This window comes from Dyadobacter beijingensis DSM 21582, from assembly GCF_000382205.1.
Classification (GTDB): Bacteria; Bacteroidota; Bacteroidia; order Cytophagales; family Spirosomataceae; genus Dyadobacter; species Dyadobacter beijingensis.
In genome coordinates this window covers 801504-825564 of sequence record NZ_KB907789.1, presented here as the reverse complement: position 1 = coordinate 825564, position 24061 = coordinate 801504, and the positions used below count along the sequence as shown (strand labels likewise).

The following is a 24061-nucleotide window of genomic DNA, read 5'->3' as shown; positions in this document are numbered from 1 at the left end:
ATCAGCTGTACCGGTCGTTCCGCCAGGGGTAAGCTGTATTCGAATAGCCTCTCATTTCCCAGAATCCCAGCTGATTTTTAGGCAAAAACTGAATGCGGCTGATCCATTTGCTCCCTTTCCATGCGTATAGCTGCGGGGTGATCATCCTTACCGGGCCGCCATGGTCGCGTTCGAGCGGATGGCCGTCGGCGGTGTGGACGAGCAGAACATCCTCCTTTAATGCTTCTTCGAGTGACAAATTCGTCGTGTATTTATCGTAACCGTGGCAAAGTACGTGGGTAGCCGTCGGCTTGGGCATAACCAACGCGGCAATATCGGCGAGGCGCACGCCCACCCACGGCACATCCATGCGCGACCAGGTGGTAACGCAATGAAAATCGCTCACGTCGTTGGTCTGCGGTAGTGCCATAAAGTCGTCCCAGGTAAGCGTCACGGGCGATTCCACTTCACCATCTACAACCAGTTTCCATTTACTGAGGTGTATATCCGGCTTGAAACCAAGATCGAGTACCGGCCATTTTACGGTCCGGGTCTGCCCGACGGGCAGCTTGGGCATTCCGTGGCGGTTAGGCTCGCCGTTGCCCATCGGCCGGGCATCCGATACGGAAGGCGTTTCCGCCATTTGCTGTTCGAAGCGGGCTTTGAGCTTCATCCGTGCTTCGACGATCTTATCGAGTTTGCTGTTTTCTTCCATGTCAACCGACGTTTAGGTGCTGATCCATTGCATCATTAAAGCAGTTAAATACCCTCCATAAGTTCCGATCGCGTAGCCTAAAATTGCGAGCAGCACGCCTACCGGTGCCAGCGACGGATGAAATGCCGCCGCCACCACCGAAGCCGAAGCCGATCCGCCCACATTGGCCTGGCTTCCGACGGCGAGAAAAAAGAAGGGTATTTTGAGCCATTTGCAGGCGATAATGAGGATAATGCCGTGGATCGAAATCCATATCAGCCCGATCGCGAACAGGCCCGGGTTACCGGCCACGGCGCGCAGGTCCATTTGCATGCCAATGGTGGCGACCAACACATAAAGAAACACGGAACCCAATCGCGACGCGCCGTAATATTCCAGCTTGCGTACGGGCGTGAGCGAGAGCCCGATGCCGATCATCGTGGCGATGCTGATTACCCAGAAGAAATTGGAAGTAAGGCTGTACTTTTCGAGCGCAGCGTAGTTTTCGGCCAAATAGGGGGTGATGATTTCCGCCAACCCGTGTGCAATGCCCGTCGCTCCGAAACCGGCGGCGGCCAGGAAAATGTAATCGCGCAGCATCGGGTTTTGCTCGTTGGCCCTTTGGTCGGAGTCCAGATGCTCTTTCACCTCCTGCACCGCACGGCTATCCGCGCCCAGGAATGCGTCCACACGCGAGGCAATGCCGGCCCCGTAGATCAATGCGGCCATCCAGAGCTCGGCAATGAGGACGTCTACGGCCACCATTTGTGAAAATAGCGTGTCGCTGGGTTGGAAGACCTCGCGCAGGGCCGTCTGGTTAGCGCCGCCGCCGATCCAGCTCCCGGCGATCGTCGCGAGCCCGCGCCATACCGCGTCGGCGCCCTCGCCCGCCACCGTAGCCGGACTAACCGTTCCCACGATCCACAATGCAGCCGGTCCGCCGATCATAATGCCCGCCGTCCCGATCAGCATGGCCGCCAACGCCTTCGGTCCCAGTCGCGTAAGCGATTTCCAGTCCATCCCGACGGTAAAAAGCACGAGGCAGGCCGGCAGGAAATATTTGGAAACGACCGGGTAAAGCTGCGAAGTGGTACCGTTGATAACGCCAAACGAATTGAGCAGGCCGGGTATGAAATAGCACAGCAGCAGGGGCGGAATGATATTGTAAAAACGTTTCCAGCCCGGATGGGAAGCCGTGTAAAAAATGCCTGCGAGAATGAGCATTAAGAGCCCGAGCACGACGGCGTCGTTGGTGATCATGCGTCAGAATTGGAGGTAAAGGAAATGAGAATGGCTAAAAATAGCTTAAAAGTGCCGGATATGCATTATTGAGGGGGCTTTTGAACAAATACCTCACCCTTCGCATACCGCTTCGGCTTCATCCCGATATGCTCTTCAAATGCCCGTGCGAAATGGCTCAGGTTCGTGAAACCCAGCCGGTAACCTGCCTCAGAGACTGATAATTGTTCTTCTTTCAAGAGGCGGGCGGCTTCCTGCATGCGGAAACTTTGGAAATAATGAAATATGCTTTTGCCGAACACCTGCTTGAAAAGGCGTTTCAGCTTGGATTCGCTCATGCCAGAAAATGCGGCCAGCTTTTCGATGCCTGGTGGCTCGTCGAGGTTTTCGAGGAGCATTCGTTTGACGTCGTAAAGCGTCTTGACGTCGGCGGTATTGAGTTTGTAAAACGTTTTTTCGTCCCGGCCGACAAGCGCGATCAGCAGCTGGCAGAGCAGTTCCTGGGCTTTTAGTTTGAAATAGAAATCATGGAATGTGTCGGGAATGCGGGCGTTTACGATCTGGTCGACGACCATTTGCAAGGGTTCGAAAACGAATTCTTCAAAAACCAGTTGCTGCTTGTTTTCGAGGATGTTATGCACAATGGCGCTGTCAGTATGGGCACCGGTCATCTGCCTCAAATCATCCGCATCGATGGCGATCGATATGGAATTCTGACGCGTATGCGCCGGCTCGAACTGCTGGCCGTTCAGGCCTTGCGTCGTAATCTGCACCGATGGATAAATGCCCGCCGAACGCCCGGCGCTTTTGCTGCGAATCACATGGGAAAATGTGAATAGCAGCATATTGGATGGCTGGCTTTGCAGGTTTCTCGTGATGGAAAAGTCTTCATTCAGCGCATAATCGCGGATCAGCATCCGGAAGTTTTCGGCAAACATCAGCCCCCGCATATAGCCGCTCCCGAATTTTTCCGGTACGGTCACGCAGCCGCGTTCCACGGTTGTTTCAACCTCCTGCGCGAACGCGGCGAGCATGCCGGTGCCGTCTTTGGAAGTAATTTCGAGTCTCATATCTGACCTTTTACGACTGTTATTTGGCCTAATTTAGCTATTTAAGTTCATTGTGTACAGGTAATTTTGTATTAGTCAAACAAAAGAAACTATGTTAGCACAAAATAAAAAGACAGCCATTATCGGCGGCGGCCCCGGTGGCCTTACGCTCGCGAAACTATTGCAGGACAAGGGATATGATGTAACGGTGTATGAACGCGATGCTGACCAGTCGGTGCGCCAGCAAGGTGCCACGCTGGACCTGCACGACGAGTCGGGCCTGAAAGCGATGAGGGCGATGGGCCTGCTCGATGCGTTTAAAAAGCATTATCGGCCCGGTGCGGACAAATTGCGGGTGGTCGATAGCCATCTTCATATCTATTACGACGATCACGCCGGGGAAAGCGATTTCGATTTCGGGCACGAACATTTTCGCCCGGAGATCGACCGCGGGCCCTTGCGCGACATCCTGATCGCCTCGCTGCGGACGGATACCATTGTCTGGAATGCGAAATTCAAAGGTTTGGAGCCGGAGAACAATGGGTGGCGGCTTCTATTCGATGACGGCCAATCCGCCTATGCCGATTTTGTCGTCGCTGCCGACGGCGCCAATTCCAGGATCAGGCAGTACCTGACGGATGTTCAGCCCATTTATTCCGGCATTACCATTGTCGAAGGCAACATTTACGATGCCGAACATAACGCGCCGAAGCTGTGGAAACTCGTGCAGGGAGGGAAGGTGTTCGCATTGGGAAGTGAAAAGTCATTGATTCTGAGTGCCAAGGGCGACGGTTCCCTTTCATTTTACACCGGTACCAAAGAATCGCCCGATTGGGTAACTACCTCGGAAATCAATTTTTACCAAAAGGAAAGTATCCTCGAATGGTTCAAAACGCGCTTTGCCGATTGGAGCAGTGATTGGTATGAGCTCTTTGAAACGGACAAAAGCTATTTCGTGCCCCGCCCGCAATACCATTTTCCACTGGACCAAACGTGGAAAACGCTGCCGAACCTGACCATGCTGGGCGATGCAGCCCACCGGATGCCGCCCTATGCGGGCGAAGGCGTGAACATGGCCATGCTCGATGCATTGGAGCTTGCCGAAGCACTTACCGGCGACCGTTTTGATACCACAGAAGCTGCTGTTGCCGCATTTGAAAAAGGCATGTGCGAACGCATGGCCGAAATGACCGCGATCACACTGGAATCGACGGAAAACCTCCACGCCGACGGTGCATTGAGCTGGCTTGTCGGGATGATACAGCCATCCTGATCCCCGGGCGCCGTCCGGGCTTGTTTATCTCGTAGAATTTGCAATATTTTACAAGATTATTCACCACTCTCATTCATCTTCATCACTCACCATTATGGCTGTATACAACCTGTTATTAAATGGCAAAAAGGTGAAAGTCGATGTGGAGCCCGATATGCCTTTGCTTTGGGTGATACGCGACTTTGCCGACCTGAAAGGGACCAAGTTCGGGTGCGGAATGGCGCTTTGCGGCGCTTGTACGATCCATTTGAACGGTCAACCGGCACGCGCCTGCCAGACGCCGGTGTCGAGCGTAGGCAAAAACGACAAGATCACGACGATCGAGGGGATCGGGGAGGGCAAAATGAGCATTATCCAGAAAGCCTGGATCGAAGAACAGGTGCCTCAGTGCGGTTACTGCCAGTCGGGGCAGATCATGTCCGCCGCGGCATTGCTCAAATCCAACCCGACACCGACCGACGCCGATATCGACGCGGCCATGAGCGGGAACCTGTGCCGCTGCGGCACTTACGACCGGATCAGGAAGGCCATCCACCGTGCTTCGGAGGAAATGAAAATTGCCGTTCGCTAACCTTAGCCTCAAAAGACATTGGAAAATACACAAAACTCGCGGCGCGACTTTCTGAAAGCCGCCGGACTCACTTCGCTCGGGCTGGCCGTCGGCATTTCGGGCTTTACCAGGGATGCCAGCCTGAAAAAGATCGCCCCGGCGGTGCTGAAACTGGAAATCAATCCATTTATCATCATCGATACCACGGGTAATATCACCCTCGTGAACCCGCGCCCGGATATGGGCCAGGGATCGACCCAAGCCGTGCCTTCACTGCTCGCCGAAGAGCTGGAAGTGAGCCTGGAAAAAGTACTTATCGTGCAGAGCGACGGAATGGGCAAATACGGGAGCCAGACTTCCGGCGGCAGTAGCTCTGTTCGTGAACTCTGGATGCCTATCCGCAAAGCCGGTGCCGCCGCACGCGAAATGCTGACGACCACGGCGGCCAAAAGATGGAACCTGCCCGCTGCCGAATGTATCGCCGAGGACGGCAAGATCTGGCACAAGGCCAGCGGTAAAAGTCTTTCCTACGGCGAGCTGGCCGACGATGCCTCAAAACTCGAAATACCGAAAGATCCCAAGCTGAAAGAGGCGAAGGATTTTAAAATCATTGGAAAATACAACAAGCGCCTCGACGTACCCGAGCGCGTGACGGGCAAGGCTGTGTACGGCCTGGACGTGGATGTGCCCGGCATGGTGTATGCGGCCATCGTGCATTCACCGATGATCCACGGCAAGGTGGCGTCGATCGATGATGCGGAGACCAAGAAGGTGAAAGGCGTCCTGAAAGTGATGAAAACCGAACGGACGATGCCGCACCGGACCTCGGAGGCCGTTGCCGTGGTGGCTACCAACTGGTGGGCCGCACTGAAAGGCAAGAAAGCATTGAATGTGAAATGGGACAATGGCGATTATGCCAAGTCCGTCGATACCGCCGCCTATTTTGCCGCTACCTATGAGGCAGCGAAAAAGGAAGGGGTGAATTTTGAGGAAAAAGGGGATTTCAGTGCCAAATATGCGACGGCTAAAACGAAACTCGAATCGCATTACGAAACGCCTTTCCTCGCGCACGCGCCTATCGAGCCCGAGAACGCGGTCGTGCATGTGAAGGATGATGGCAATGTCGAGATATGGGCGCCGATCCAGGGGCCTGACTGGGCAATGCGGGATGTTTGCGGGTATTTGAAAATCAAGCCCGAACAGGTGAAAATCAATGTGACGCTGCTGGGCGGGGCATTCGGACGGAAGGCCTACCACGACTTCCTGCTGGAAGCCTGCCACATTTCGAAAGAGCTGAAAAAGCCTGTGAAGGTGATCTGGACGCGGGAGGACGACATTACCCAGGGTCCCTACCGCCCCGGCATGCTGAGCCATATGCAGGGATTTGTGGAAGAAGGAAAAATCACCGGCTTTCACCACCACGCCATCGGCGAGTCGATCGTAGGGCAGGTATTTAAAGGCTTGAAAGACGACGAAGCCGATCCCTGGCTGAGCGAGGAAATCAGTACGGGCAACAACAAATATCAGTTTGGCGCCGCTTCGAAAATCAGCTGGACGAATGTGAAAACCGACATTCCGGTGGTATGGTGGCGCTCGGTATATGCCTCCAACTTCGGCTGGGGCCAGGAGTGCTTTATCGACGAGCTGGCGCACCTGGCAAAAAAAGACCCGCTCACGGCACGTCTGGAAATCTTGCCGGACGAGCGTTTCAAAAAAGTGCTTGATACTTTGGCGGAAAAAGCCAATTGGAGTGAAAAACTGCCTGCGGGCACCGGAAAGGGTATTGCGGTATTCAAATCTTTCGGAAGCATTTCGGCCTGCTGCATTACCGTTTCCAAAAAGGACGGAGGCGTGAAAATCGACAAGGTCGTGTCGGTGATCGACTGCGGGCATTATGTGAACCCCGACAATGTGAAAGCGCAGACGGAGGGCAATATCGTGATGGGCATCACGGCGGCCATTAAGGACGGCATTACCTTCACGAACGGCATTTGCGACCAGAGCAATTACCACCAGTTCAACATCATGCGCCTGAATGAAGCCCCGAAAATGGAGGTTCATATCGTGGACAGCGGCGCGGTGCCGGGCGGGGTAGGCGAGCCGGGCCTGCCGCCGGTGGCCCCGGCGCTGGGTAATGCGATCTTCGCGGCAACCGGCAAGCGGCTTTACAAATTGCCTTTTGACATTAACAGCATTGCATAGCTATGGCGTACGACGAGCGGGTGGTTAACCGGGTTCGGGAAGCCCTGGCAGATGAGCAACTGGCTGGTAAATACCTCGCCGGCAAATCCCTGGAAGAAAAAGCCCTCTTCCAGGGGTTGGCTTTTATGGTGGACGACAAACTGTGTATTTGCGTCAGGAATGACGTATTGCTATGCCGGATTGGCCCCGATGAGTATCAGGCAGCCGTCGAAATGAATGGAGTAGAGCCGATGGTCATGAATGGCCGTACGGCGGCAGGGTATGTGTATGTGAATCCGGAAGGTTATGGTACGCAGGAGGCATTCGATTCCTGGGTGACCAAATGTCTGGAATTCAACAAGCTGGCCAAATCATCGAAAAAGAAGAAGTAATGGATGAGTTGCTGGTCAGTAAAAGATATCAGTTGGCGAAAATGCCCGGCAAAGGCGGCTGGACGTATGTGATCATTTCCGAAATTCCGCCCGACCGGAAATCGAAGTTCGGAATGGTGAAGGTCAAAGGCAGAATCGATGATTTTGAACTGATGGGCTACAATCTCATGCCGATGGCCGGCGGAACGCTGTTTCTTCCTGTCAAATCCGAAATCAGGAAAAAAATAGGGAAAAAGGAAGGTGACTGGGTGCAGGTGGTACTCTACGCCGACGAGTCCGCGTTACAAATCCCCGAAGAGCTCCTCGAATGCCTGAAAGACGAACCCAAGGCGTATGCCAATTTCCAGAAGCTCAACGAAGCCTCGCAAAAAGAATACCGCGATTGGGTTTACGCCGCCAAAAAAGACGAAACCAAAGTATCCCGCATTGCCAAAATGATCGATATGCTGCTGCAAGGGCGGCGTCTGACTGGGGATCAGCCGATTTGACTCAAAGAATTTTGACACGGATTTTGGTCATTTTTTTGATCCGGCCGAAATCAGCTTTGTTGTAAGTTACAAGCCGATCAGGGAGCATTCTTTCAGCCACCGCGGTATGAACACAATCGTTGATGTGCTTGAATCCGATTTGCTCCGCTAGTTGAATCGCACGATTGATGTCCGCATTCACGATCTCGACGGTATTGATCGAGAGAAGAAAGGCTAATTTCGCAGCTATTTCCTGGGCTGAAATGCCAAATTTGGCCAGACCAAACCCTACTTCCTGGATCACCAGGGAAGAGATGGCGAATTCGCCTGCGGCGATTGCCCCCAGGACCTGCGTCCGCGATTCTTCATGCTTGCGTGCGTCCTGTATTACCAGGAAATTGAATATGACGTCCGAATCGAAATAGATCACTGACTTCAAAGATTGATTTCCTGGATAATATCATTGAAATCTAAACTTAGGGATACGGTCCGGAGTGGAAATCTTTGTTCTATTTCAGAGAATTCAAGGAGCTTGTCATTGTGGGAAGTGCGTTCTTCTGATACGACCGTGATGGTCAGTTTGTCATTTTCACTGAATCGCTTTTTGATGTCTTCAATCAATTTCGTGTTGATCGAGTCTGATGTTGTATGGTAGGTAGCGAGCATAATAGTGTGTCAGGATTGATTTGTGTATAAAGATAAGATTTAAAAGATAGTGTGACAAGTTGTTACGGGTGAAGCGATTAATTCGATTCACCCGTAAATGTTCTTATACTATTCCGCCCCATCCGTTTTCGCCCGCTGAACGGCGAAACCGCCGATCTTGTGGCCGGATGCGAGGCCGACTTCGCAGTCGAAACGGTAGTGGATCATGCCGTAAATACGGGATACCGATGCCTCTGAGGCCATTGCGTCCACTTCCTGCTTTTTGTCCGGGAAAATGTGCGCCAGCAACTCAGCCGCCGCACCGGAGAATGTGGAGTGGCCCGACGTGTACGACGGAAAGTTCGGCAGGCCGACAGACGTTTTGATCTTGCTGCTCATCTGGTTCGGGCGTGGGTAGTAGTAAAAGTATTTCACGTCCCAGCAGCAGATGCCGGCATCTTGCAGGGTAGTACCGAGCAATGCGAGCGTGCGGGCCGTTCTTACCTCGCTATACTTGTTGTCGTGGCAAAGGTCTGCGCCTTTGCGGTGCCAGTGGCCCGGAGGCGTATAGCTGCCTACACCATCCGACCAGAAGCTGGCAATGCGCGCCTGCTCGCGGGTTTGGTTTTTGGCAATGGCAAGAAGCTCGTTCATATCTTTCTGGAATGCCGGGCTGCCGATCACCGGCGGGGCTTCCGGGCGAAGCGCTACCACGGTGGCCGAGTCGAAATTCCAGGTTTTTACAAATCCATAAGTAGGGAGCATCGGCGGGCGGGGAGGAAACTCCTGGCTTACCCAAGGCTCTGTCACCCCGATTTTCTTCGCATTTGCGATCATCCCGGCCGTTTGCGCCTGGTTGTTGGCGGCGCCCATTTTGTCGGTGCGGGCACGGGCCATTACTTTGGCACCTACTGCCTTGCCGAGATCGGAGCCGGCGATAATGTCGCTTTCGACGTTCATCCCGGCCCACATGCGGCTGCTTTTGTGTTCGGCAAGCTTGGCATCGAGGTAAGCCACCTCACCGGGGAACATCGCTTTCAGGATAATGGCCGACACTTCGGCTACCACGGCGTCTTCCGAAGGATAGGAGGGAAGGTCGCTTACGGGCAGCAGCGTTTTGATGGAAGTATCGTTTTTCGACGGGGCTTTCCGGTTGTATTTAAACTTGTAATTCCACGCCGCCACAAGCGCATCATATTGCGCTACGCTCAGGTATGCGAGCGCGCGGGCCGTGTATGGCGGGTTTGCGAACGGGAATTTCGGGTCTTTCAGCGGGTTTGCGGCGTCGGGTACGGGATATTTGCCGTCGGGTGTGGAAGCCGGAGGGCTGTTGTAGCGGGCTGCCAGCTCGCGGCCGATCTCGTTCCAGCGGTATACCGCACCTGCACCCCAGTAATTGATCTGTTCGCGCTGCTGCGGGGTCACCGCGTTCACTGCTTCTTTCAGTTTGGTGAGTTCGGTTTTGTAGTAATCCGAAGAAATTTCCCTGGGCTCTGCCACAGCGAATTCACCTGATGAAGCGAGTACGTAAGGTTTCCAGGTACCGGCCTTTTCGTCCAGGCTGGAAGGCGTGTTAATGCCCGCCGACGGTTCGTCGACCGTTTTGGAACACGACCAGAGCATCATTACCGACAATGCCGGAAGCACCAGCCGTGTAATCGATTGCCGAATAGATATATAGTTGATTTTCATTGTCTTCTGTCTGGAATATTAGTTTTTAGCTTCTTTGGCATAACGGAACTGGTAAAGCACACCCACGGAATAGGTGGTAGCCTGGCCCATATTACGCCCCTCGATCACGTGCGACGCCCGTGCATTCACACCGATGTTTTTGGGCTGAAATTTGGCATAAACCCCCACCACGGTCGATTTCATGTTGTTGGTAGGAAACGGCATGTCGTTGCGCCGGATGTAATCGCCGCCGTCACAAGCGCCGTGTTCGATAAAGCCCTCTGCCTGGATGCCTTTTTTCAGATAACCCAGCCTTGCCGATGCGTCATAGGCGTTGGGTACGGACACTTTGTTGGTATTGTACAGTTTGCCGTCGGCCTGGTATGAGTCGCGGTCAATGGTGATTTTACTCCGGAAAATATAGCTGCCGGAGGCGGTCAGGTACACACCGCTTTTGTGCCGGTAGCTGGCAAGCAAGCGCGCGGTGGCAGTTTTGCATTGCATGCCAATGGACATCGGCATGAAATCGGGGATGTAGTCCGTCAGCGGAATAGAGGCGCCTCCGATGGCATGCAGCGAGAACCCCGATTTGTTGAGAAAACGGTATTTCAGCCACAAAGAACCATCCTGAATGCCTTTGTGCCATTTCAGGTTACCGGCGCTGGCCTGCGTCCAGATGTACGGCACGGCCACGATGGCGTTGAGGTTTTTGGTGATCCCGACGGCGAGCATCGGCATGACGCTCTGTGTCGTGTGGGTGCCGATATTGAGGTTTTCACGTTTCAGCGAATTTTCCCAATACTTGTCCCACGAGCTGTGCGTATAGCTCACGGCGATACAAGCCGTATTTTTGCCCATATAAATAGCGTCGTTCGGCATTTGCGCATGGGCGGAGGGGATGAAGCCGGCGACTGCCAGTACGATACCAAGCAGGCGCAGCCCTTTTTTGTGTAAAGAATGCATCATAGGATTACATGTTAATAGGTATTACACCCGCTGTGCGAATGTGGGATAATGTTTCACAAAACGATCTGGAACGGTGGCGCTCCGGAATGTAATGTGCTGTGGGTCAAATGGAAGAGCTTAGGCGCGCTCGGGCGGGGGTGAGGCGAGGGAATTTTCAAACGGCACGTAGTGCACTGCCCTGAAATAGCTGCTGAATGCCTGCTGCTCAGGCACATTCTCCCCGAAACCAAACGCAATGTGCTGCTGGTTAGGAAGATATATTTTCAAAAGGCTGCCGAGCAGTTCGACGGCCTTTCCGTAAGGGCTTTTTGGAACGTCTGTTTGCTGGTCGTTCAGGAGCTGAACGGCATTGGCAAGTTCAAAGAAATGATCGCGGGCGGCTTCGTTGGATTGCAGCGTCACATAAAGCGTATCGTTCGCGTGCTGGACGTGTGTGGGATTGTAAAAGTTGCCGTCCTGGCGAACGAGCCCCTGTATGTTTTCGGTAATGTCGAGATTGCCGGAATAGGGAAGTGAAGGAAGGTACATTTTCACGAGCACGGATTCACCCGGTCCCTCCGAAGACGCGACCTGATAGCCTTTTTCAAAGAAAAGAACGGCAAAACTTAGCCCAAACATATTGTAGAGCAACAATGCCAATAACCCTATCGACGCGATTCTTCTCAATTCTTAAAGAGGATTTATAACCAAATATAATCGATTTAGATACATATAAACAAGCGCTTGGGGTAAAAGCTTAAAGAGCTGGGGTAGTGATAAATAAAGTAACTCCCGGTTATTTGTAATAGCACTAATGGAGTATTTATTTGGATTTCAGGATCGTGCAAACCAGGATGAAAGCAATGCGCTGCAAAATTTGCTAAATTGACGACGCCTAATATTTAATCGAGCAACCTATGAAAACCTATTCCGCTCTGTTTGAACACCGTAAGGTAACGTTACCGGCATTTGTACTGCTCTTTTGCGGCTTTTTGCAGCAGTCGTCCTTCAATCAGAAGGATTTTGAGAAACTGGCGCCCATTACCGGTACCTGGGTTACTAAACGTTCGCGGGGCGATATTTACGAAACCTGGAAACGGACAAGCAAAAAGGAATTCGCGGGACTGAGCTTCACGCTGGCCGGCGTCGACACGACGCCTCTCGAAAAGGTGCGGCTTTACATTACCGGTAGCGAAATCGTGTACGCGCCGGTCGCCATCGGGCAGAACGACGATAAGGAAGTATTATTTAGACTGAAATCCATCGAAGGCGGCCGTTTCGTGTTCGAAAACCTCCAACACGATTTCCCGAAACGCATTGTCTATGACTTTAAAACCAATGATTCCCTGTACGCGCACATTGAAGGCGAAGTGAACGGCCAGTCGCGCAGGGTGAATTATCCTTACAAACGAATCCAATAATCCATATCCAACACCATGAAAAGATCGGAAATCGTACCCATGCCCCCGTTTTTTGACCGATACATCAACCTTGTAGACGACATCGACATTTTCGAAGCATTCGAGAAATACGCGCCAGACGCCGTTTATGCCGATAAGGACAGCTTGCTCGCCCTGGGCGACGGCGTGTATGAGGAAGGAAAATGGACGGTTAAAGACATTTTGCAGCACGTGATTGACAACGAGCGCATTATGTCCTACCGGGCACTGCGCTTTTCGCGCAACGACCAGACGCAGCTGCCGGGGTACGACGAGGAAATCCTCGCGGCACACACCATTGCCAGCCACCGCACAGTCGAAGATTTGTTCGAAGAATGGCGCGAGCTGCGCCGGAGTACCATTACGTTGTTCAAAAACATGGACGAGACGATGCTAACCCGCCACGGCAATGCCAATAACACGCAAATCAACGCGCTCGCATTGGGTTTTGTGATCCTGGGGCATCCTATTCATCACATGAACGTACTTCGGGACCGCTATTTCCCGCTCCTTTAAACGCCGGCAAGCTGATCGAGTGCTTCTTCCACTTTCGTTACCGGAAGCTGGCAGGCTTTGTCGTAACAGACGTAAATCGCCGTTTTGGCATTAATGTCCGTCCGGTTTAGCAGCAGCGGCAGGGCGGAGGAGGTGCTCGTTCCCATTACGATTTTGTTCGGGATAAAAAAGCGGTCGAAATCCTTCCGCATCGTATCCGCGTCTCCGCCCACGATCGCGATCTCGGCGGTAGGCACGGCGCGAAGGCAGTATAATGCGGCCCAGTTGGTTACCCATTGCACATCGGCGAGGAGCAGCTTTGTCATTTTGGACAGCATTTTGTCGGCAGTTTCGAGGTAATCGTCGCGGTGCAGCATTTTGCCTAGCGTGTACAGGTTATGGGCCATGATGGAGTTGGAGGCCGGGACCACATTGTCGAACAGCTCCTTCTTGCGGGCTATTAGCGCTTCGCCGTAGGTATCGGTAAAATGGAAGAAGCCTTCCGACTGATCGAAGAAGTTGCTGAGCGTGTAATCGGCCAGTTGCTGCGCTTTTTCCAGCCAGTGTTCTTCAAATGTAACCTGGTACAGGCCAAGATAGCCTTCTATCACGGCTGCATAATCTTCCAGGAAGCCAGTCACAGTGGCAATACCGTTTTTGAAACTGTGGTTCAAACGGCCTTCATGCGTCATTTTGTCTGCAATGAAATGCCCCGTCGCAACGGCCAGGTCGCGGATTTCCTCGTGGCCCAAAGCGCGATAAGAATCGGTAAGGCCTTTGATGAGCAGGCCGTTCCATGACGCGAGGATCTTATCGTCGAGGCCCGGCCGGATGCGCGCTTGCCGCTTTTCGGCCAGCTTGACCAATGCATTAGCATACATGGCCGGAAAATCGTCGGATTGAATGCCTGCGGTTTTTGCCGCGTATTCCACAGGCTCGGTGAGGTGAAGGTGATTGTGGCCATGCTCCCAGTTTCCCTGCCTGCTGATTTTATACAATTTGGAAAACCAACTGAAATCTTCACCCAGCGTTTCCTTCAATTCTTCTTCCGTCCAAATGTAGAATTTCCCTTCAATGCCCTCGCTATCGGCATCGAGCGCGGAAAAGAAACCGCCTTCGGTACTGCGCATTTCGTTGGAAAGCCATTCAATGGTCTTTTCAATGCGGTCGGCGTAGAGCGGGTTTTGCGTCAGCGAGCAGGCTTCGGCGTAGACACTCAGCAGCTGGGCATTATCATACAACATTTTCTCAAAATGCGGGATAAACCAGTCCTCATCCACCGAATACCGCGCCCAGCCGCCGCCGACGTGGTCGTAAATGCCGCCTAATGCAATGCGGTTCAGCGAAAGTTCTACCTGCGCCAATGCCTCGGGGTTCTGGCTCGCGTCGAAATACCGCAGGAGGAACTTGTAAATGGACGGCATCATGAATTTCGGCGCACGGTCCATTCCGCCTTTCTGCGTATCGAAATGCCGTTGGATTTGCTCGAACATCAGGTCCAGGTCGCCTTTGTTGAAATGAACCATGTCGTTCACGAGGCCGTACTTCTGGCTGTCGGAGGCAATCATATTTTGTACAAAACCCTCCGCCGAGTCTGCCAGCTCGTCGTAATGGTTCGTGAATGCCTGGTTGATGCTTTTCAAAAGGTTTACCCAGTTTTGCGGCGGTAGGTAAGTAACCCCGTAAAACGGCTTTGTATCCGGCAGCAGGAATACATTCAGCGGCCAGCCGCCCCGTACGCCCATCGCCTGCACGGCGTCCATATATACGGCGTCCACATCCGGCCGCTCCTCACGATCGACCTTAATGCAAACAAAATACTCGTTCATGACCGCCGCGATCGGCTCTTTTTCGAAACATTCGCGCTCCATCACATGGCACCAGTGGCAGGCAGAATAGCCGATACTGACGAGAATGGGCTTGTTTTCGTGTTTCGCTTTGGTCAATGCTTCCTCGCCCCACGGGTACCAGTCTACCGGGTTGTGGGCGTGTTGCAGCAAATATGGGCTGGTTTGTTGACTGAGTCGGTTCATAATGGAGAGGTGGCTATTGCAGGATCACCACCTTTTTAATGACGGTTCGGTTATTCGCCGTGAAGCGGGCAAAATACATGCCAGCGGAAAGTTTCGGCAATGGAATGGTGGCATGGGTTTCGCCGGCGAATGCATTCAGTTTTTGTTGCAGGACAGTCTGGCCATTGGCATTGGTCAATGCAAAATCCACCCCGGCCACGCCATTCATAGCTGCGAGTGTAATGCGTAGCTCCCGCGCCGCCGGATTGGGATACACATTTACAAAATCCAGCGTCGGCTCCACGCCGTTCACGGTGTCGGTCAGGTCGAATTTGCAGAGAAAAACTTCCCGACCTTTCATGGTAATGTTGCGGGCCCAGTTCTGATAGGAGACTGTGATCGACGTCGTCGCATTTTCGGCCGCATAAGGATTCTGCGCCGCGATGAGGATCTGGCCGTTCTTCACAATGCCCCGCCAGACAGGATTTTGCTGTTCCATATGGTCGCGCGCCGACATCGGGATCACGAGGTCGTAATTCCCTTCCAGCATGTCGCGGAACTGCGAAAGGCGGTAAAGTCCGTAAATGAAATGCTCGTAAGCGCCGTAGTTTTCCTGCCTGTCGCCCGGAAAGAACGGGTTTTCCCAAAGCCACAATCCTTTCGCACCGGAAAAGAAGGGGAAGATCGCGGTAGCTTCGGCCATGAAATCGGTGATCATGGGCGTCTTAGGGTCGTAGCTGTCGTGTACGCGCAGCCACACGAACGGGATCACCGGCTTATTGCTCCAAGCCCGGTTGGCTTCGATAGCGAACAGCAGATAGGAGAGGTAGTCCTTCCCGATCGGGTTGTCGTAGCCGTAATAATAGTAGGGCGAAGGCGAAAGAAAATCCATTCCATTGTAAAAACTGCCGCCGATTTTACCTGCATTGTCCTGGGTGAGGTAATGCGTGCGGGCGAGGTTGGTGGTCCAGTCCTGCCAGCTGTTGGTCGTGATGTTCAGCCAGGTATTGCGAACGGGTACGTCGCTGTAACTCGTGAGCGACGCCTTGACGCCTTTCAAGCGCAATCGGTTAATGGCTTCGGTATACCACCAGCGCATATCCCTTTTATAGGTGGCCAAGAAATCGGCATCCGAAAGGTTCCGGTAATTCTGGGGGATCTGTGTGTTGGTTTTCAATGCAAGAATGTCGCGGTCCTCGCGCTGCATCCGTTCGATGTCGAGGCATACGATACCGACATTGGTAACGGTGCCAGCATAGTTGTCCCAGTAGCTGCGATACGCCGCCGTGTCGTTTCCCCACGGGCTGCGGAGGGCATTATCGGCCCAGGGCTGATTGCCGCTGGATGTGGCCACGCCGTACCAGAGCATTGCGAGTTTGCTGGCGGGAAGTGAGGCCGGTTCCGGTCCGCTGAATGCGGCAATATGACTGAAACCGTGTTTCAACGGCTGCGATTGGGTATCGCCGAAGCGCGGGCCGCTGTAAATGATTTGAAATGGGAGGGAAAATTCGGGGAACTTGCCCCATTCGATATTGTTGTTGGCCGTTACAGGGTTTAGCACATATCCGGGCTGGCAGTTCTGGCCGTGAAGTACCTTCGTGCCGAGCAGGAGGATGAACAATATGCTGTAAAATGCCTTTGCGTAGATGTTTGTATAGTGAGTCATAAGATTTGACCAGACAAATTCGTTACTTTTGCATTGTCGCCAATTTCACTTTTTCGGGACTGGCTGTTTGCGACGACCAGTTTTAAGCATTATTTCCCGGAAATGCCGTCGATCAGTTCAGCATATTTGAAATTGCCTTGAAACGTAAAATACAATCAACATGAAACGACTATTGCTATTTATTCCTGTCCTGTTTTTATCGATTCTGGTGTTGAGCTGCAAGGACAAAGATAAGGAGGAAACGCCGCAGCCGACAGCAAAGAATAAAATACTGGTTAATTATCCGTGGCGCATGTCGACCGTGACGGACCTGTCGGGAAAGACTATTCCTGACAGCCAGCTCGATACCCAGACGCAGGGCATCAAGAAAATGGACATTCAATTCCAGCAGAACGCCACCGTACGTGCATTCGATCAGGGATCGAGCCAGGTGGTCAATGGCGGTACATGGAGCCTGATCAACGACGAGAAGACGCTGGATATCAAAATCATCGGATTTTCGGGAGAGTTTGGCCTGGAAGAGCTTTCGAACAGCACGATGAAACTGAAAACTAAAATAACGGTAGGCAGCACAGAACAAGACGCCTTGATGGTTTTCACGCCTGTGATCAAGTAACCGGTGGTGTGATATACAATTTACAGCGGAAAGCGGCGGATAAAATCTGCCGCTTTTCTTATTTTGTACAAATTTTTTTGAATGAAAAAGAATATTCCCTCTGTGATCAATGCGTGGTGTATGTACGACTGGGCCAACTCGGTGCACGCATTGGTAATCGTTTCCAGCATTTTCCCCGTGTATTTCAGCGCCACGGCACTAAGCGCTTCCGGTACGCCCGAAGTTAATTTTTTCGGGATGCAGATCAAAAGTTCGGTGCTCTTCTCCTATACTGTCTCCGTTTCGTTCCTCATTACGGCCCTGCTGGTGCCCATTTGCACCGCCATCGCCGATTTTACCGGCAAGAAAAAGCGGTTTATGCAATTCTTCTGCTATACCGGTGCCATCAGCTGCATGCTGCTCTATTTTTTCACGAAGGAGACACTCATTTCCGGCGTCTTCCTGTTCGGCCTCAGCCTCGTCGGATGGAGCGGGAGCATTGTTTTTTATGACTCTTATTTGCCCGAAATCGCCACCGAGGACCGGTTTGACCAGTATAGCGCACGGGGTTTTTCATTGGGTTACCTGGGTAGTGTGTTATTGCTTTTGTTCAACCTCAGCATGATCCTGGCGCCACAGTTTTACGGCATTACGCAAAAATCGCTGCCGGCGCGGATATCGTTTTTCACGGTGGGGCTGTGGTGGATACTGTTTGCGCAAATCCCGTTCTATTATCTGCCTTCCGGTAATGCGGACAAAGAGAAGAGCGGCAACTGGATCTTCCACGGCTTCAAGGAGTTGCGGAAGGTGTTCGGGCGCCTGCGCGAGCAGCCTTATCTGGCCAAGTTCCTCACGGCATTCTTCATTTATACGATGGGCCTGCGCACGGTCATGTACGTAGCGACTATTTTTGGGGCTACCGAGCTGAAATTGCCTTCGCAAAGCCTCATTATTACGGTGCTGCTCATTCAGCTGGTAGGTATTGCGGGATCTTACACATTCGCATGGCTGTCGGGCAAGATCGGGAATATTTATGCATTGATGATCGGCGTCGCGATCTGGATCGGCATTTGCACGGGGGCTTATTACACGACGGAAGCCATGGAATTTTACATGATTGCCTGCACGGTAGGGATGGTCATGGGCGGCATTCAGTCGCTTTCGCGATCCACCTATTCCAAACTGATCCCTGAGAACATTGCTGACACCGCTTCCTATTTCAGTTTTTACGACGTGACCGAAAAGCTGGCGATCGTGATCGGTACTTTTATATATGGCACGGTCGAGCAGGTGACGGGCAGCATGCGCAATAGCATTCTTGCATTGCTGATCATATTCGTCATAGGGCTGGTGCTTTTGTACCGCATCCCGTCCCGGAAAGTTTATCATTTCGAATTGGATCGTAACGAAAATTGATATAATATCGCATCCTCAACCGGACACGGCCAAGATGCAGGATGTTAGCTCAGCTGGTTCAGAGCGCCGCCTTGACAGGGCGGAGGTCAGCGGTTCGAACCCGCTACGTCCTACCACTTACCAGAAGGCTTGTATATCACGGATATGCAAGCCTTTTTCTTTTATACCCTCGCCGCAATATCTAATTCAATCCTCAATTGTTGTGAAAAACGAATGCGATATTTCGCTTGTTTCCAGCCAATAATTTTAATAACTGAAGTTTTATTGTTATTTTAAAAAGACCAAGCGTTATGCTATTTTGAATTTCTGGATTGTTTTTATATGCTGGAATTGACGGAGCGTCAGTGGGCGCTATTTGATTTTGTGAAAGAAATGCACGGCGAGCAGAAACGGAAGTATACCGGCGCGCCCTATTACACGCATCTGCTCAGCGTTGCCGATCGCGTGGACCCATACCGTGGAAGTGGCTATGAAACGGAAATCGCCCTTTGCCATGATCTCATCGAGGATACGGAATGCTCGCTCGCCGACCTCTCTCATAAACTGATGAGCCTCGGCTATAATATCGACGAAGACGAGGTGATCCTGGCCGGTGTGGACGATCTGACGGATAAATATACCTGCGAGAAGTACCCGTCCCTCAACCGGGCGCAGCGCAAGGAGCTGGAAGGCGTGCGCATTATCGCGTCGCGACCCATTGCGCAGACTGTGAAGTATGCCGACATCATCGATAATATGCTTTCTCTCGCCGAACATGATCCGGGATTCGCACGGGTGTATGCGCGCGAGGTGGATGCTTATCTCTGGAAGATCAATCTGGGAAACCGGGAATTGTACGCGGCCTGCTGCGAACTTCTGACCGACGTAAAGGAAAGGCTGGGCGTAGCGGCGGAGTAGTTTTTAAGGCATTAAAAAAGCCTGCCTCATTGCTGGGGCAGGCTTTTGCTGTATTGGGGAACGGATTAAAGTGTCCGCTTTACTTCACGCAATTCGAAGCTTTCGATGATATCGCCGATTTCGATGTCGTTGTAATTTTTGATGCTCAAACCACATTCGTAACCGTTTCTCACTTCCTGAACATCATCTTTATAACGTTTCAGCGAGTCGATTTCACCGGTATAGAGTACGATACCGTCGCGTACCACGCGGATTTTATTATTACGTTTCACATAACCATCCGTTACGTAGCAACCGGCAATGGTACCGATGCGGCTGATTTTGAATACCTCGCGGATTTCGATGTTTCCGGTGATGATCTCTTCGATCGTCGGAGCCAACATACCGGTCATCGCATCTTTGATCTCTTCGATCGCCTGGTAGATCACCGAGTAGTGGCGGATCTCGATCTGATCCTGCTCGGCCATTTTCTTCGCATTCGAAGAAGGGCGAACCTGGAATCCGACGATAATCGCATCGGAAGCAATCGCAAGGTTCACATCCGATTCGGAAATCTGACCCACCGCTTTGTGGATGATATTAACCTGAACTTCGGAGGTGGAAAGTTGCAGCAATGAATCCGAAAGTGCTTCTACCGAACCATCCACGTCACCTTTTACGATGAGGTTCAATTCGCGGAAGGTACCGATCGCCTTACGACGGCCGATCTCTTCGAGCGTAATGTGCTTGCGGGTACGGATTGACTGCTCGCGCTGGATCTGCTCGCGTTTTGTAGCGATGTCACGGGCGTCGCGCTCGTTTTCGAATACATTGAAGCGGTCACCTGCCTGCGGCGCACCATTCAAACCGAGCAGCTGCACCGGTGTGGATGGCCCTGCCGTTTTGAGGCGTTTACCGAGGTAATCGGTCATCGCTTTCACTTTACCGAAGTGTGCGCCTGCCAATACTACGTCACCCACTTTCAATGTACCAGTCTGAACGAGGATGGTCGTCACGTAGCCGCGGCCCTTGTCGAGCGATGCTTCTACGACCGTTCCTACCGCACGACGGTTCGGATTGGCTTTCAATTCAAGCAATTCTGCTTCGAGGAGTACTTTTTCAAGCAGCTCGTCGATACCGAGACCTGATTTGGAAGAGATTTCCTGGGTTTGGTATTTACCGCCCCATTCTTCTACCAGGAGGTTCATATTCGCCAGCTCTTCGCGGATTTTCTCCGTGTTCGCGCCTGGCTTGTCTACTTTACTGAATGCAAATACAATCGGTACACCGGCTACCTGGGCGTGGTTGATCGCCTCGCGGGTTTGCGGCATGACGCTGTCGTCGGCCGCGATCACGATGATAACGACGTCGGTAATTTTCGCACCGCGGGCACGCATCGCCGTAAATGCCTCGTGACCTGGTGTATCGAGGAATGTTACCGGCTTGCCTGTTTTCGTTTTCACGCTGTATGCACCAATGTGCTGCGTGATACCGCCGGCCTCGCCGCTCGCCACGTTTTCCTGGCGGATGTAGTCCAAAAGCGATGTTTTACCGTGGTCGACGTGACCCATGATGGTAACGATCGGCGCTCTTTCTATAAGGCTCGCCTCGTCGTCCACTTCCTCGGTAACGTCGTTTTGTACTTCTTCTTCCGCTGAGATGAAGGCTACTTCAAAACCGAACTCGTCGGCGATGAATGTAATCGCTTCCGCATCGAGGCGCTGGTTAATGGATACGAACATACCCATTGACATACACACGGAAATGACTTCCTGCACCGTCACGTCCATCAACGACGCAAGGTCGTTGGCAGACACGAACTCGGTTACGCGCAATACTTTTGTTTCTTCATCCCCGAAGCCGTTCGGATCGTTCTGATCTCCGCGGTCGCGGCGACGTCCTTTGCCTCTGGCCATACCTTTGGTGTTACCACCGCCCATACGTGCCATTGTGGCTTTGATATTGTCCGCCACTTCCTTGTCGGAAACCTCCTCGCGCCGTCCGCCTCTGCGGTTATTGTTGCTGTTGTTACCACCACGGTTGCCCGCGCCTTGTGCTGGCCGCTGACCGCCACCTTGCTGGTTGCCGCCCTGCGTGTTGCTGCCTGGGGTATTCGGACGGCTGCGGTTTGCATCCGTACCGCTGGTGTTGGTAGTGGTGGTATTGGTTGCGCCTGGTGTTGCATTGGCATCGGCAGGGCGGTTTTCGCCGGGGCCTGCTGCGCCGTCGCGGATTCTTTTTCTTTTTCTGCGGCGTTTTTTGTCGGCGGCGTTATCGCTGGAAGCTACCGGATCTTTCTTTTTATTCGTAGGCAGTTCGATTTTTCCAACTACCCTCAATCCTCTGAGTTGCTCACCGCGTGCCTCGATCAGTTCCGAACTGCCGGCTGGCTGTTCTTCGCTGGTGTTGGTCGTTTCCGGTGCAGCGGGTGCTGCTGCCACAGGTTTTTCGGCTACCGGTGCTGTCTCTTTCGGTTCAGCAGGTGCAGCCGGTTTGCTTGCTGCGTGTTCTGCGGGACGCGGCTCTTCTTTCGCCGGTGCTTCCGCCACAGGGGTCGCCGCCACAGGGGTTGCCTCTTTGGCAGGAGCAGGAGCTTCCACCGGAGCCTCTTTCACGGGTTCGGGCTGTACGGGCGCCGGTTTCACTTCTTCCTTCTGTACGGGCGCTGGTGCTGGTGCTTCGGCAACAGGTTCCTTCGGAGCTTCCGGTTTAGGTTGTTCCTCCGGTTCGGCAGGCTGTTGTACAACCGGCTTTTTCGCATCCAGATCGATTTTGCCTACTACCTTGATACCCGGCAGTTTATTTTCAAAAGCAGGTTGCGGCTCGGAAGCGGAAGGAGTTTCTTCCACTGCCGGCTTTTCTTCCGCCTTCGGTGCATTACGGAAATAGAGAATTCCTTCCACATCGCTTTTAACCTTATCCTCCTTCACTTCAATCGGTGCTTCCACAGGGGGAGGGGTTGGTTTATGCGTCAGGGAAGACCTCAGGTCATTTGATTTGAAGTCCTTGGCAAGAAACTCGATTTGATCGGCATTAATTTTGGTATTCGGGTTACTTTCCACCTTATACCCCTTGGCAGACAGATGATCCACGATCGTAGTAATACCCACGTTGAGGATCCGTGCCACTTGGCTAAGGCGCATCATTTTATCTTCTGCCATATTAGCAATTTAGTAGAATAAGGTTTTGCATTGATTGCGGAGCTGCTTTGGACAGGTCCACGGTTTTTAATTATTCAAATTCTTTTCGAAGGATGTCCAGAACTTCCTCGACGGTCGCTTCTTCGAGGTCGGTCCGTCTTACCAGCTCTTCCTTGCTCAGAGCGAGAACGCTTTTCGCGGTATCCAGACCGATCTTATGCAGCTCGTCGATGATCCATTCGTCGATCTCGTCCGAGAATTCGGTCAGATCGACATCCTCATCGTTTTGTTCCTCGATATCGCGGAACACGTCGATTTCCATGCCTACCAGCTTACCGGCGAGTTTGATATTCTGGCCGCCTTTACCGATTGCCAGTGATACCTGGTCTGGTTTAAGGAATACCGATACGCGCTTGGCGTCGCGGTCGATCTGCATGGAGCTTACTTTCGCAGGGCTCAGTGCGCGGCTGATGAGTAGTTCGAGGTTGTCGGTGTAGTTGATAACGTCGATGTTCTCGTTACCCAATTCACGGACAATGGAATGGATACGTGAGCCTTTCATCCCGACGCAGGCACCCACCGGGTCAATTCTGTCGTCGTAGGATTCTACGGCTACTTTGGCACGTTCCCCTGGTTCACGAACAACTTTACGCACCGAAATGATTCCATCGTAAATCTCCGGGATCTCTACTTCGAACAATCTTTCCAGGAATACCGGCGACGTTCTCGACAGGGTGATCTTCGGTGAGCCGTTGTTCATTTCCACTTTATGGATCACCGATTTCACGGATTCCCCTTTGCGGAAACGGTCTTTCGAAATCTGTTCCGTACGCGGAAGCGAAAGTTCGTTGCCTTCCGAATCCACGATAATCACTTCGTGGCGCAATGTCTGGTACACTTCGCCGGTGATCATTTCACCTACCTGATCCTTGTATTTTTCATACATGATCTCTTTTTCCATGTCCTTGATCTTCTGGATCAGGGTCTGGCGGGCGGTTTGTACAAGGCGGCGACCGAATTCCACGAGCTTCACTTCCTCTGCCACTTCTTCACCTACCTCAAAGTCACTCTGTATTTTGCGGGCTTCGTTCAACGGTATTTTGTTGTATTCCCAGATATCCTCGGAATTATCGTCCACGATCTCACGGGTACGCCACATTTCAAGGTCACCGCTTTCAGGGTTGATGATCACATCAAAATTGTCATCGGTGCCATATTTCTTGCGAATCATAGTACGAAATACCTCTTCCAAAACACTGATCATCGTGGGACGATCGATGTTCTTAGAGCTTGCGAACTCCGCGAATGACTCAATTAATATTCCGCTATCCATTGCT

At 52.4% G+C, this 24061-nt stretch carries 21 protein-coding genes and 1 tRNA gene; 11 read left to right on the top strand and 11 right to left on the bottom strand.

The window, feature by feature from the left end; genetic code table 11:
• Window position 1 precedes the first annotated feature (1 nt).
• The 3 genes from H144_RS0122050 to H144_RS0122040 form a co-directional block, all read right to left on the bottom strand.
• Complete coding sequence (locus tag H144_RS0122050; protein WP_019944285.1) at window positions 2-694, bottom strand: molybdopterin-dependent oxidoreductase; 693 nt, start codon at window positions 692-694, stop codon at window positions 2-4.
• A gap of 12 nt (window positions 695-706) precedes the next feature.
• Window positions 707-1933: a DUF819 family protein gene (locus tag H144_RS0122045; RefSeq protein ID WP_019944284.1), complete on the bottom strand. Its 1227-nt coding sequence runs from the start codon at window positions 1931-1933 to the stop codon at window positions 707-709.
• A gap of 65 nt (window positions 1934-1998) precedes the next feature.
• Window positions 1999-2982 (bottom strand): helix-turn-helix domain-containing protein, encoded by a 984-nt coding sequence (locus H144_RS0122040; RefSeq protein WP_019944283.1) that lies wholly within the window; start codon window positions 2980-2982, stop codon window positions 1999-2001.
• Window positions 2983-3073: 91 nt separating this feature from the next.
• Here H144_RS0122040 and H144_RS0122035 point away from each other — a divergent pair, with 91 nt between their 5' ends.
• The 5 genes from H144_RS0122035 (at window position 3074) to H144_RS0122015 (ending at window position 7845) form a co-directional block, all read left to right on the top strand.
• Window positions 3074-4234 carry an FAD-dependent oxidoreductase gene (locus tag H144_RS0122035; protein ID WP_019944282.1) on the top strand — a complete coding sequence of 387 codons (1161 nt, stop codon included), beginning with the start codon at window positions 3074-3076 and terminating at the stop codon, window positions 4232-4234.
• Between the two features lie 94 nt (window positions 4235-4328).
• Complete coding sequence (locus tag H144_RS0122030) at window positions 4329-4805, top strand: (2Fe-2S)-binding protein (protein ID WP_019944281.1); 477 nt, start codon at window positions 4329-4331, stop codon at window positions 4803-4805.
• 18 nt (window positions 4806-4823) lie between these two features.
• The gene (locus H144_RS0122025) at window positions 4824-6986 is read left to right on the top strand and encodes a xanthine dehydrogenase family protein molybdopterin-binding subunit (RefSeq protein WP_019944280.1); all 2163 of its coding nucleotides are present in this window, start codon (window positions 4824-4826) and stop codon (window positions 6984-6986) included.
• Window positions 6987-6988: 2 nt separating this feature from the next.
• Window positions 6989-7357, top strand: a complete 369-nt coding sequence (locus H144_RS0122020) for a TfoX/Sxy family protein (RefSeq protein ID WP_019944279.1) — start codon at window positions 6989-6991, stop codon at window positions 7355-7357.
• A complete protein-coding gene (locus H144_RS0122015) occupies window positions 7357-7845 on the top strand; it encodes a YdeI/OmpD-associated family protein (RefSeq protein ID WP_019944278.1) in 489 nt (162 codons plus the stop codon). The genes H144_RS0122020 and H144_RS0122015 overlap by 1 nt, the downstream gene beginning before the upstream one ends.
• Before the next feature lies 1 nt (window position 7846).
• Here the strand turns inward: H144_RS0122015 and H144_RS0122010 are convergent, their stop codons facing one another.
• From H144_RS0122010 to H144_RS0121990, 4 genes are all read right to left on the bottom strand, one after another.
• On the bottom strand, window positions 7847-8254 hold the full coding sequence (locus H144_RS0122010) for a type II toxin-antitoxin system VapC family toxin (RefSeq protein ID WP_229207971.1): 408 nt from the start codon (window positions 8252-8254) through the stop codon (window positions 7847-7849).
• 344 nt (window positions 8255-8598) lie between these two features.
• The gene (locus H144_RS0122000; RefSeq protein ID WP_019944275.1) at window positions 8599-10161 is read right to left on the bottom strand and encodes a phosphatase PAP2 family protein; all 1563 of its coding nucleotides are present in this window, start codon (window positions 10159-10161) and stop codon (window positions 8599-8601) included.
• A gap of 18 nt (window positions 10162-10179) precedes the next feature.
• Complete coding sequence (locus H144_RS0121995) at window positions 10180-11106, bottom strand: hypothetical protein (protein ID WP_019944274.1); 927 nt, start codon at window positions 11104-11106, stop codon at window positions 10180-10182.
• Window positions 11107-11223: 117 nt separating this feature from the next.
• On the bottom strand, window positions 11224-11772 hold the full coding sequence (locus tag H144_RS0121990; protein ID WP_229207962.1) for a hypothetical protein: 549 nt from the start codon (window positions 11770-11772) through the stop codon (window positions 11224-11226).
• Between the two features lie 230 nt (window positions 11773-12002).
• On the opposite strand from H144_RS0121990, the gene H144_RS0121985 reads away from it, so the two are divergent.
• Window positions 12003-12506, top strand: a complete 504-nt coding sequence (locus tag H144_RS0121985; RefSeq protein ID WP_019944272.1) for a DUF6265 family protein — start codon at window positions 12003-12005, stop codon at window positions 12504-12506.
• A gap of 15 nt (window positions 12507-12521) precedes the next feature.
• Window positions 12522-13040 (top strand): DinB family protein, encoded by a 519-nt coding sequence (locus H144_RS0121980; protein ID WP_019944271.1) that lies wholly within the window; start codon window positions 12522-12524, stop codon window positions 13038-13040.
• Here H144_RS0121980 and H144_RS0121975 read toward each other — a convergent pair.
• Together H144_RS0121975 and H144_RS0121970 are read right to left on the bottom strand one after the other, a co-directional pair.
• Window positions 13037-15052, bottom strand: a complete 2016-nt coding sequence (locus H144_RS0121975) for a thioredoxin domain-containing protein (RefSeq protein WP_084599998.1) — start codon at window positions 15050-15052, stop codon at window positions 13037-13039. The genes H144_RS0121980 and H144_RS0121975 overlap by 4 nt on opposite strands.
• A 13-nt stretch (window positions 15053-15065) precedes the next feature.
• Window positions 15066-16697 carry a T9SS type A sorting domain-containing protein gene (locus H144_RS0121970; protein WP_019944269.1) on the bottom strand — a complete coding sequence of 544 codons (1632 nt, stop codon included), beginning with the start codon at window positions 16695-16697 and terminating at the stop codon, window positions 15066-15068.
• Window positions 16698-16857: 160 nt separating this feature from the next.
• Here H144_RS0121970 and H144_RS0121965 point away from each other — a divergent pair, with 160 nt between their 5' ends.
• From H144_RS0121965 to H144_RS0121950, 4 genes are all read left to right on the top strand, one after another.
• A complete protein-coding gene (locus H144_RS0121965; protein WP_019944268.1) occupies window positions 16858-17313 on the top strand; it encodes a hypothetical protein in 456 nt (151 codons plus the stop codon).
• An 81-nt stretch (window positions 17314-17394) separates the two neighbouring features.
• Window positions 17395-18708 carry an MFS transporter gene (locus tag H144_RS0121960; RefSeq protein WP_019944267.1) on the top strand — a complete coding sequence of 438 codons (1314 nt, stop codon included), beginning with the start codon at window positions 17395-17397 and terminating at the stop codon, window positions 18706-18708.
• Between the two features lie 38 nt (window positions 18709-18746).
• A tRNA-Val gene (locus tag H144_RS0121955) sits at window positions 18747-18824 on the top strand.
• Window positions 18825-19029: 205 nt separating this feature from the next.
• Window positions 19030-19605: a hypothetical protein gene (locus H144_RS0121950; protein WP_019944266.1), complete on the top strand. Its 576-nt coding sequence runs from the start codon at window positions 19030-19032 to the stop codon at window positions 19603-19605.
• Between the two features lie 65 nt (window positions 19606-19670).
• On the opposite strand, the gene infB is transcribed toward H144_RS0121950, so the two are convergent.
• Complete coding sequence (gene infB / locus H144_RS0121945; protein ID WP_019944265.1) at window positions 19671-22745, bottom strand: translation initiation factor IF-2; 3075 nt, start codon at window positions 22743-22745, stop codon at window positions 19671-19673.
• A gap of 70 nt (window positions 22746-22815) precedes the next feature.
• Window positions 22816-24057 (bottom strand): transcription termination factor NusA, encoded by a 1242-nt coding sequence (gene nusA, locus H144_RS0121940; protein ID WP_026350904.1) that lies wholly within the window; start codon window positions 24055-24057, stop codon window positions 22816-22818.
• Window positions 24058-24061 lie beyond the last annotated feature (4 nt).

What these genes read in the sequence shown, in the direction of transcription:
- H144_RS0122050 (WP_019944285.1), bottom strand. Translation starts at nt 694, where the DNA reads ATGGAAGAAAACAGCAAACTCGATAAGATCGTCGAAGCACGGATGAAG.
- H144_RS0122045 (WP_019944284.1), bottom strand. Translation starts at nt 1,933, where the DNA reads ATGATCACCAACGACGCCGTCGTGCTCGGGCTCTTAATGCTCATTCTC.
- H144_RS0122040 (WP_019944283.1), bottom strand. Translation starts at nt 2,982, where the DNA reads ATGAGACTCGAAATTACTTCCAAAGACGGCACCGGCATGCTCGCCGCG.
- H144_RS0122035 (WP_019944282.1), top strand. Translation starts at nt 3,074, where the DNA reads ATGTTAGCACAAAATAAAAAGACAGCCATTATCGGCGGCGGCCCCGGT.
- H144_RS0122030 (WP_019944281.1), top strand. Translation starts at nt 4,329, where the DNA reads ATGGCTGTATACAACCTGTTATTAAATGGCAAAAAGGTGAAAGTCGAT.
- H144_RS0122020 (WP_019944279.1), top strand. Translation starts at nt 6,989, where the DNA reads ATGGCGTACGACGAGCGGGTGGTTAACCGGGTTCGGGAAGCCCTGGCA.
- H144_RS0122015 (WP_019944278.1), top strand. Translation starts at nt 7,357, where the DNA reads ATGGATGAGTTGCTGGTCAGTAAAAGATATCAGTTGGCGAAAATGCCC.
- H144_RS0122000 (WP_019944275.1), bottom strand. Translation starts at nt 10,161, where the DNA reads ATGAAAATCAACTATATATCTATTCGGCAATCGATTACACGGCTGGTG.
- H144_RS0121995 (WP_019944274.1), bottom strand. Translation starts at nt 11,106, where the DNA reads ATGATGCATTCTTTACACAAAAAAGGGCTGCGCCTGCTTGGTATCGTA.
- H144_RS0121985 (WP_019944272.1), top strand. Translation starts at nt 12,003, where the DNA reads ATGAAAACCTATTCCGCTCTGTTTGAACACCGTAAGGTAACGTTACCG.
- H144_RS0121980 (WP_019944271.1), top strand. Translation starts at nt 12,522, where the DNA reads ATGAAAAGATCGGAAATCGTACCCATGCCCCCGTTTTTTGACCGATAC.
- H144_RS0121975 (WP_084599998.1), bottom strand. Translation starts at nt 15,052, where the DNA reads ATGAACCGACTCAGTCAACAAACCAGCCCATATTTGCTGCAACACGCC.
- H144_RS0121970 (WP_019944269.1), bottom strand. Translation starts at nt 16,697, where the DNA reads ATGACTCACTATACAAACATCTACGCAAAGGCATTTTACAGCATATTG.
- H144_RS0121965 (WP_019944268.1), top strand. Translation starts at nt 16,858, where the DNA reads ATGAAACGACTATTGCTATTTATTCCTGTCCTGTTTTTATCGATTCTG.
- H144_RS0121960 (WP_019944267.1), top strand. Translation starts at nt 17,395, where the DNA reads ATGAAAAAGAATATTCCCTCTGTGATCAATGCGTGGTGTATGTACGAC.
- H144_RS0121950 (WP_019944266.1), top strand. Translation starts at nt 19,030, where the DNA reads ATGCTGGAATTGACGGAGCGTCAGTGGGCGCTATTTGATTTTGTGAAA.
- infB (WP_019944265.1), bottom strand. Translation starts at nt 22,745, where the DNA reads ATGGCAGAAGATAAAATGATGCGCCTTAGCCAAGTGGCACGGATCCTC.
- nusA (WP_026350904.1), bottom strand. Translation starts at nt 24,057, where the DNA reads ATGGATAGCGGAATATTAATTGAGTCATTCGCGGAGTTCGCAAGCTCT.